We start from the raw sequence: 8,587 nt of genomic DNA on the forward strand, positions 1-8,587 counted from the left end.
AGATTGGGTCTGGACAACCGTTGGGATTACAGGTCTACGAGAACGGCATACGGTAGACAGCAACAAACTACTGTCACCCTCCCTCATTTTTAATGAGGAGAAGAATGTCTGTCACCTCTCAGTTCCATTTGAGTGCCATCCCCCCCAACGGGAGGAAGATGGCAATGTAGTGAGTGTTGACCTCGGTATTAACACCACCGCAACCGTTGCAGTCGTGAATTTTGACGGCACTGTAATCCATCGTGAATTTATTCACCTAGGAAGAGACATCGACGAAGTCGCCGCAGCCGCAGGAACCTGCGTCCTGCGGAACGGCGACCGTCGGGATAAGCGACTGAAATCGGTATCGAAACGAGCCAGTAAGACGATGGGGAAAGGTGGAAGTCTCCAAAAAGGCTTCTGCTCTAATACCTATCGCAAATGCCGTAACATCAACCGTCAAATCGGACAGATCGTCTCGAAGCGTATTGTCCAGATTGCCCGACAATTCAAAGCCGATGCCATTGTCTTTGAGAACCTGAAAGGATGGAAAGCTAAAGGTGGACGAAAACGGTCTAACCTGCGCCAACGCTTTCATGGATGGCTCAAAGGGATGATTCGAGATTTTACCGAGATGAAGTGGCAAGAGATTGGCGGTAAGGTTGTTGATGTCGTTGCCGCTTATACCTCAAAGCTTGCCTATGACGGGAGTGGAGTAGTGCGGCGGGACTCCAAAAACTATGCGCTGGCCAAATTTTCTTCGGGCAAGCGATACAACGCAGACCTCAATGGGGCGCTGAACATTGCTGCCCGAGGCATCCTTAAGCTTACGCGCAGAAATGACCGTAAGGAACGCTCCAGCAAACGTTCTGGACGAACGCCGGTGAAGCTGGGCTTGTCTGTGTGATCTGTGGACTAGCACAGTTCCAGGTTAGCACCGACACCCCCACCTCGCGCCCTAGCAGGTGGGGTGAGCTTCATAAAGCGGCACTCACCGATCTTTCCCGTGATGGATCGATTTGGGAGTCTCTCGGTACATCTTTCGAGTCGTTTCGATGTCTTTACACCGAAAAAGAGGCTGACTCCGGAGTCAGCCTCGAATCTTTTGCAGTTTTTAACGCGATGCGCTGCACACTATCGATCTAGCTCTTGGTGGCAAAGGCGTCCATGCTGTAAGCGGGGGTGCGATCGCTGTAGTCGGTTTGGTTTCCGGTGAAGGACTCGGCCAGGCGATCGAACTCGTCAGAATTCCAGTTCCGCTCGTGGATGGGTTTGGTTTGTTCGCCTCGGAAATAGGCTTGGGTTCCGATCAGTGCTGCGGCAACCCAACCCACGACGAGGATTCCGATTACAAATGCCATAGTTATTGTTCTCCTGATGAGGGACGACTCAAACGCTCGAGTGCGTTTCGTTTTGTCTGTATGTTACACATTATAACATTTTGTTAAGCAATGTAAATAGCGCTTGACAAAAAATAAGTTGTGATACCCGTAAACGAGCCGAACCTTCCCCCGAGATCGCCGATCCTTAAAACTTTGTGATAATATGAACATTTAAGCGTTGTTGCCCCTTCGGTGTTAATATGTCCGATCGATTGTCCGCTCCGTCATCCACGTCTGACTGTGGATTAATTGATGCTTCCCCCGAAGCCCTCGAAACGATCGCTGATTTTTTCAAGGTTCTTTCAGAAGTCAACCGCTTGCGAATTGTCTGCTGTCTCAAATCTGGCGATAAAAACGTCTCGCAAATCATCGAAACTACGGGTTTGGGACAAGCCAACGTCTCGAAACATCTGAAATTATTGAGTCAAGCGGGAATTGTCAGCCGCAACCAACAAGGGGTCAACGTTTTTTACAGTATTTGCAATCCGCTCGTTTTTCCTTTGTGTAACCTCGTCTGTCAAGCACTGACAGCACAGATGCAGCAACGCAGCGAACAGGTCGAACTGTTGAAAAGTTTGCAACAATCGTTCGATCGATGAGTCGTAATATCTCAGTGGTGCAGAAAACTTTTCGAGAACGGGAATTGACAAAAAACAAATTTTATGTTAAATAAACCAAGCCAGATCCCCGGCATCTTGGAGATGCCGGGGATCTCCGGCAAAAGTTTGCAACAATCGTTCGATCGATGAGTCGTAATATTGACAGTTGAGTCATCGATCGCAGAGGTGGGGACGTTAGCTCTCTTCTGGAACCGACAAAATATAACTAATCAGTCAAGTAATTGTATACAATCGATAACAGAGTCTTCCGATCGCACAGAGGACGCAAATTATGCTGTTCCGACAACTCTTCGATCCAGAAACCAGTACTTATACTTATCTCGTTGCCGACGAACTCAGCGGTGACGCGGCCGTTATCGATCCGGTCGTCGCGCAAGTCGATCGCGATCGCACCCTCATCGACGAATTGGGATCGACCCTGCGGTACGCCATCGAAACCCACATCCACGCCGACCACGTGACGGGAGGCGGGAAACTGCGCGAACTCACGGGATGCCAAACGGTCGTCCCCGAAAACGCCCAAGCCGACTGTGCCGATCGCGTTTTGACAGACGGCGAGGTATTGCAAGTCGGTCGAGTATCCATTCGAGCGATCGCCACCTGGGGACATACCGACAGTCACATGGCGTATCTCATCGACGGCGATCGCGTCCTGACCGGGGATTCCCTAATGATTCGAGGCTGTGGACGAACCGACTTCCAAAGCGGCGATGCGGGAACCCTCTACGACACCATCACGCAGCGGTTGTTTACCCTACCCGACGAAACGTTGGTGTATCCCGGTCACGACTACCGAGGACACACCGTTTCCACCATCGGCGAAGAAAAACGCTTCAACCCTCGTCTAGTGGGTCGCGATCGCGCTGCCTTCATCGAACTGATGGAGAATCTCAACTTACCCCAGCCGCAGCGGATCGCCGAAGCCCTTCCCGCCAACGTCCGATGTGGCTGTGTGAGTCAGAACGCATAGAACGAAGTATATTTTATGGAAGTTATCGCCCCCTCGGTCCTGACTTGGGCGATCGGACATTTACTAGCCGTTGCGATCGGCTTGAGTTTGGGACTCCTCGGCGGAGGCGGTTCGATTCTAGCCGTTCCCACGCTCGTCTATGTCATGAGTTTACCGACGAAACTCGCTGTCGCCACGAGTTTGTTTGTCGTCGGCCTCGTCAGTCTCGTCGGCTTAATTCCCCACTGGCAACAGCATCACGTCAATTTGAAAGTTGCCTTCATTTTTGCGCCCTTTGCCATAGTAGGAGCGTATGGCGGAGCGCAAATCGTGACGTTACCCTTTGTTACCGACACCGTGCAACTGTTGAGTTTCGGGACAATCATGTTGGTGGTGAGCCTCTTGACAATTCGCAAAAGCGATCGATCGCCTTCCAAAACAGCAATCCCCACTCAATCCCAAAGGTTCGACGCGGCAACTTTACCCGTCGTTGGGGTTTTCACTGGCGTTCTGACGGGATTCGTCGGCGTTGGGGGTGGATTTGCCATCGTTCCCGCCCTCGTATTGTTGGGTGGCGTTCCTATGAAAGAAGCGATCGGCACCTCGTTACTGCTAATTGCTATTAACTCCGCCAGTGGCTTTCTCGGCTACATCAATCAAGTCGATCTCGACTGGCCGTTAACTCTATCCTTCACCACCGCCGCTACCCTGGGAACGCTCGTCGGTGGATATCTCGCCAGAGCGATCGATGCCAAACACCTACAAAAAAGCTTTGGCTATTTCGTTTTAGCTGTCGCTGTGTTTACCCTTTTGAACTTGTGATACGGAATCCAGGTTTGAAAACCCTGTTTTGCGGCCCTCGTCGTAAATTCCCTGTAAGCCAAGACTTAAATCGATTTTGGGCGATCGCTTTAAGAGGGGTTATGGTGTGCGGATTCCGTATGAGGGGTTCACCGGAGCGTTAACAGTGCTGGTTCAGCAAGCAATGAGTAGTGAGCCGTGAAGCAGTGGAGACAGTTGACAGTTTCTTCCTTGCCCCCTTGTCTTCCCTGCTCTTAATCCAAATGCGGGCGGATATCAGCGAGGAGTCCTTCACACGCATCGAGGAGTAGATCGATAACGCGATCGAAACCTTCGAGACCGCCGTAATAGGGATCGGGAACTTCTTTAACCGTGTAGTTTCGGCAAAAATCGCACATCAAATAAACTTTATTCTCGTAAATTCCCGCGCGATCGAGGGCGAGGATATTGTGGTAATTTTCCAAATCCATCGCCAAAATGCGATCGAAGCGATCGAAATCTTCTGCGACAAACTGACGGGCGCTTCCCACTAAGGCAATACCTCGTTTTTCAGCCGCTTCCTGCATTCTCTTGTCGGGCGGTTTTCCAATGTGGTAATCGGACGTTCCTGCTGAATCGCAGGTAATTTCCCCTTTCCAACCCGCCTGTTCGATGAGATAGCGCATGATATTTTCCGCAGACGGAGAGCGGCAAATATTGCCCAAACACACGAACAGCAATCGATAAGCCATAGTTTCGTCTTCAATTCAGATTGCCATCACAGTAACAGTAAGTGGCGATCGACTACGTGTAATAGTTATCGAGGAAAGCCCGTAACTGTTTGACCTGAAAAGTTTTCGCGAATTCCAACACCCGATCGGCAAAGGGAGTCAACTGAGGGTTTTCTGCTTTCAACGCTTCGACTTCCCCGCTCAACCGCTTTAAATTGCCTTGAAGTGTCAGTTCGTGCAATCGTTCGAGGCGATCGTGCGGTGGGGGAACGATATCCTTGCTGTGGTTCCGAAGATCGGCTGCTCGAACCTCGCGATCGGGCATTCCGTAAATCCACTGACAGCCCAACAACTCCTCGAGTGTTTGCAATACGCGATCGCGCGAGAGAGGTTTTGAGAGAAACGCATCTGCCCCAGCCGTCAGAGCGGCTTCGCGATCGCGCTCGAAGGCACTGGCCGAACAGACCACAATTTTCAAACCGCCGTCCGGTCGATACCGCTTCAACCGACGGATCGCGTCCACTCCGCCCCTATCGGGCAACATCCAATCGACGAACGCCACATCGATCGCCCCTTTTTGCAAGCGTCTCAACGCTGTTTTGACATCCGCCGCCTCCACCGTCGGACAGCCGAGGTCGTTCAGCCAAGACACCAACACCGCACGTCCGTAATCGCTATCGTCAACGGCCAAAGCCGTCGGCGGCGTGCCATCGATCCCCACGACTAACGATATGCTTCCGGTTGAGGGACGTTCCCAACGCTCGGCCACCTCCAACTCTAACTCGAAACCAAAAACACTTCCTTTTTTGGGTTGACTGTTTACCCATAACGTGCTACCCATCGCCTGAACGATTTTCTGTCCGATCGACAAACCCAATCCCGTGCCTTCAGCTTGTTTGCGGCGATCGCCCACTTGCTCGAAAGGCTGAAAAATTTTCTCGATCTGCTCGGAAGTCATACCCACCCCCGTATCGATCGCCTCAAACCGAACGCGACAAGATTTCAGCGTCCCGCGATCCGACAGCCCGCTTTCAGAAGTCTCTACAGGCGGTTGCAGGAGCGTCGCGCGAAACACGACCCCACCGCGATCGGTAAACTTGATACCGTTGCCCAGTAAATTCAACAGCACTTGACGCAAGCGTTTCTCGTCTGCCCGTATTCCTGCTGGCAACCGAGGATCGATATCGCAATCGAACGTAATCCCTTTCTGGTACGCACGAATCGCGCACATTTGCGCCACACTTCGCAAAAAACCCAAAAAATCGAATTCGATCGGCTGCAACTCGAATTTTCTCGCTTCGATTTTCGACAAATCCAGAACGTCGTTAATCAGCGTTAACAAATGAGTTCCGCACTGATAAATCGCCACCAATCCGTCGCGCTGTTTCGTCGTGACCTGAGAATCCCGCTGTAGAATATCCGCATACCCGAGAATGCCGTTGAGGGGCGTTCTCAGCTCGTGACTCATATTTGCCAAAAACTCGCTTTTGGCTTGATTGGCGGCGTCCGCTCGTTGCTTGGCCACTTCGAGTTCTCGGGTGCGATCGCGAACTTTTTCCTCCAACACCGAAGAATACTCCCGAAGTCGTTCGTTAGCCTGTTCGAGTTGTTCGTTAGCTCGTTCGAGTTGTTCGTTCGTCGTTTTAAGCTTCAACTGACTGTAATAATTTGACACCGCCAAACTCGTCGCCACCACTGCGACGGCTGGAGAAACCACTGGAACTAAGCTCCCGGTAACGAATCCCACATAGGTTATTCCGGCTAAGGGAATCCAACAGATGGCAATTCCCGACAGAGAGCTGTACCAGAGAGAACTCGTCCCGCTGCGATGGCGGACTAAAACGCGCCAGACGATCGCGCCGCTGACAAACGACCATATCGCGATCCACAACCATTCTTCTTCCTGCGTCCAAGGTTGCAGCAGCGGGCGTCCGTCGAGGGCTGCCGACATGAGGTGACTGGCCACGTGGGCGTGAACCTCGACGCCGTTCATGGCTGAAGATCCCGTTCCGTAGGGCGTCGGGAATACGTCTTTCGTACTGCTGGCGGTCGAACCGATCAACACGATGCGATCGCGGAAAAAGTTCCCTGGAACCTTATCCTCGAGAACGTCGCTGAGCGACACTTGAGGGAAACTACCGTTCCCACCGCGATAGTTGAGAAAAATCTGATAGCCCCCAGACACGGCTTCCGAATAGCCTCCAATGGGCGATCGTAACGGAACGAACGTCGCCTGTCCCAAGCGGTAACAAGACAAACAGTCTGAAAGGCGCTCTAGGGTAAGACCTTCGCGTTCGAGGTATTTCAGGCTCAAATCGACGCCCAATCCGAAACGTAGCCGACCGTCGATGCGAGAAGAAACGAGTGCCCGGCGGACTTTCCCGTCGCCATCTTCCATCACGTCGGCCAGACTGACGCGACCGAGTCGAGCCAAAGTCGGGGGAGGGGCGACCGTATCTTCGCCGAGTGCTTTTTCGATACCGACTAAGTTCGGTGTCGATTTCATGACCTCGACCAAGCGATCGTATCCCGGTTCTTCAGGAAAATCTCGGTACAAATCCAAACCGATCGCGCGGGGAGACCGATTCCGAACGCGTTCGATGACCTCGGCAAGAACTGCATCGGGAACCGGCCACTCCCCCAAGCGGCGGATATCTGCTTCGCCGATGGCCACGATCGCGATTCGTGAATCCACGGGTGCGTCCGGACGCAGGCGAAACAGCGTATCGATGGCAACACGCTCGAATAATTGAAATCCGCCAAAGGTAGCGGTAAAACTGACGACCAACGCCACTGGCGGGGCGGTAAAAAACACACCCTGCCAGCTACTCAACCACCTCGTCAACCGTTGCCACATTCGTGGGTCGAGCTGACTGGGGTTGAATCGACGAAGGGGCGATCGGCGATCGCCTCGAGTCCGACTTGAGCTAAAAGGTCGCGCCATTCAGTTGCTAAAACGTTGCTATGGGGGCGAGCTTGTCGCAACGCAGCGAGAACTTCGAGAGCGTCGTACCAAATTCCGGAACGTCCGTAGGTGGCAGCCAAATCGAGGCTGTTTTCCTTTGAAGCCAGACTTTCCCAATCGGGAGACTGAGGAACTCGTCGCACCCATCCAGAAGTACTGGGACTGTCAGGACGCAGTCGATCGCTCGTGACGACGGCAACGTACCACTGATAGTTTTTTCCGAGTTCGAGTTCTCGGGCTTCCGACGGCAGTGTCAGTTGTACGATGCCCTCACAGCCAGAAATCGATAAAACCCCTTGGTAGTGAGGGAAACGATCGACCGTTTCGTTGTCGGTCGCCACGTACTCGTGCAGGCTGAAAAACATTTGGCGAGCGACGGTTTCTGGCACGTAGACGAAAAACGACGGACGGGCAGCAACGGTTCTACCGTAATGGGTCTCTGGAACGAGTGGCGTTAGCGATACGAGTTGAGACTCAGAGTCTTGGCTCGAGACGGCAAATTCGTTTTCGCTACGGGATGCGCCACTCCCACTTTCCTCGGGTGCATCCTCGTCGGGGGGTTCGAACTCCCAGCGATAGCGAGACCCACCTCCTCCGCTTTCGCCGGGGGCGGCGGGTTCTTCTGGGGGTGGCTCGAAATGCACGATTCCCCGCGAACCCCCTCCACCACTTTCGGGTGGTGCGGGAGGACTTTCTGGGGGCGGCTCGAAGCGCACAATTCCACTGAGTTCGCTGCGTTGAGAACTGGTGAACGTGTCAGTTCGATCTGATTTGGCAGGCTCGCCTGGGGACGAATCTGTTGATGGGATCGAAAAGGACACTTTGGGGTAAAAGATGCACCCGATCGCTGCGATCGTAGCAAATGACGCGCACGCGATCGAACGATGGCTAGTCAACATAAGGCAAGCTGGTTTGCTCGGTAATAAAACTTAATTTTAAGCAAGAATTTCCACCAGCACTGTTATTTAATAGTTCTGTAAGTTGGAATTGTCCGGAAATTTCTGAGGAGCGCAGCCATTCTAAAGGGTAGGTTTCAGTGTGAAAGACTGAAACTTGCAAAGTTGAAACTCAACATCCGCTCGAAATTCTCAGAAATGAGGAAGTCCTCTAAGCCCAGTTTAGTCGAACCTTGAGAGGAAACCAACTTGAGGGAGAGGGGGAGAAGGGGAGAAGGGGAGAGG

General features: G+C 52.6%; 8 protein-coding genes. 4 read left to right on the top strand and 4 right to left on the bottom strand.

All coding sequences use genetic code 11. The annotated features are described in order from the left end of the window. A partial coding sequence (locus POG22_RS07330) for an IS200/IS605 family accessory protein TnpB-related protein (protein ID WP_498904481.1) occupies window positions 1-886 on the top strand: 886 nt, incomplete at its 5' end. A gap of 235 nt (window positions 887-1,121) precedes the next feature. Here POG22_RS07330 and POG22_RS07335 read toward each other — a convergent pair. Beyond that, window positions 1,122-1,340, bottom strand: coding sequence for a photosystem II protein, Psb35-related (locus POG22_RS07335; RefSeq protein WP_017659489.1), 219 nt, complete (start codon window positions 1,338-1,340; stop codon window positions 1,122-1,124). A gap of 221 nt (window positions 1,341-1,561) precedes the next feature. On the opposite strand from POG22_RS07335, the gene POG22_RS07340 reads away from it, so the two are divergent. The 3 genes from POG22_RS07340 (at window position 1,562) to POG22_RS07350 (ending at window position 3,752) form a co-directional block, all read left to right on the top strand. Continuing rightward, the gene (locus POG22_RS07340; protein ID WP_035492445.1) at window positions 1,562-1,960 is read left to right on the top strand and encodes an ArsR/SmtB family transcription factor; all 399 of its coding nucleotides are present in this window, start codon (window positions 1,562-1,564) and stop codon (window positions 1,958-1,960) included. A 292-nt stretch (window positions 1,961-2,252) separates the two neighbouring features. Continuing rightward, window positions 2,253-2,951, top strand: coding sequence for an MBL fold metallo-hydrolase (locus POG22_RS07345; protein WP_498904483.1), 699 nt, complete (start codon window positions 2,253-2,255; stop codon window positions 2,949-2,951). A 15-nt stretch (window positions 2,952-2,966) separates the two neighbouring features. Continuing rightward, on the top strand, window positions 2,967-3,752 hold the full coding sequence (locus POG22_RS07350) for a sulfite exporter TauE/SafE family protein (protein ID WP_063717489.1): 786 nt from the start codon (window positions 2,967-2,969) through the stop codon (window positions 3,750-3,752). A 233-nt stretch (window positions 3,753-3,985) separates the two neighbouring features. Here POG22_RS07350 and POG22_RS07355 read toward each other — a convergent pair whose 3' ends face one another. From POG22_RS07355 to POG22_RS07365, 3 genes are read right to left on the bottom strand one after another with little or no spacing between them, the layout of a single operon-like run. Then, window positions 3,986-4,462, bottom strand: coding sequence for a low molecular weight protein-tyrosine-phosphatase (locus POG22_RS07355; protein ID WP_026097456.1), 477 nt, complete (start codon window positions 4,460-4,462; stop codon window positions 3,986-3,988). A 52-nt stretch (window positions 4,463-4,514) separates the two neighbouring features. Further along, window positions 4,515-7,298 carry a CHASE2 domain-containing protein gene (locus POG22_RS07360; RefSeq protein ID WP_063717490.1) on the bottom strand — a complete coding sequence of 928 codons (2,784 nt, stop codon included), beginning with the start codon at window positions 7,296-7,298 and terminating at the stop codon, window positions 4,515-4,517. Beyond that, complete coding sequence (locus POG22_RS07365) at window positions 7,283-8,122, bottom strand: DUF928 domain-containing protein (protein ID WP_498904485.1); 840 nt, start codon at window positions 8,120-8,122, stop codon at window positions 7,283-7,285. The genes POG22_RS07360 and POG22_RS07365 overlap by 16 nt, the downstream gene beginning before the upstream one ends. Window positions 8,123-8,587: the final 465 nt, after the last annotated feature.

Origin of the sequence: Geitlerinema sp. CS-897, from assembly GCF_028368005.1 — a bacterium.
GTDB lineage: Bacteria > Cyanobacteriota > Cyanobacteriia > Cyanobacteriales > Geitlerinemataceae > Baaleninema > Baaleninema simplex.

What these genes read in the sequence shown, in the direction of transcription:
- POG22_RS07335 (WP_017659489.1), bottom strand. Translation starts at nt 1,340, where the DNA reads ATGGCATTTGTAATCGGAATCCTCGTCGTGGGTTGGGTTGCCGCAGCA.
- POG22_RS07340 (WP_035492445.1), top strand. Translation starts at nt 1,562, where the DNA reads ATGTCCGATCGATTGTCCGCTCCGTCATCCACGTCTGACTGTGGATTA.
- POG22_RS07345 (WP_498904483.1), top strand. Translation starts at nt 2,253, where the DNA reads ATGCTGTTCCGACAACTCTTCGATCCAGAAACCAGTACTTATACTTAT.
- POG22_RS07350 (WP_063717489.1), top strand. Translation starts at nt 2,967, where the DNA reads ATGGAAGTTATCGCCCCCTCGGTCCTGACTTGGGCGATCGGACATTTA.
- POG22_RS07355 (WP_026097456.1), bottom strand. Translation starts at nt 4,462, where the DNA reads ATGGCTTATCGATTGCTGTTCGTGTGTTTGGGCAATATTTGCCGCTCT.
- POG22_RS07360 (WP_063717490.1), bottom strand. Translation starts at nt 7,298, where the DNA reads ATGTGGCAACGGTTGACGAGGTGGTTGAGTAGCTGGCAGGGTGTGTTT.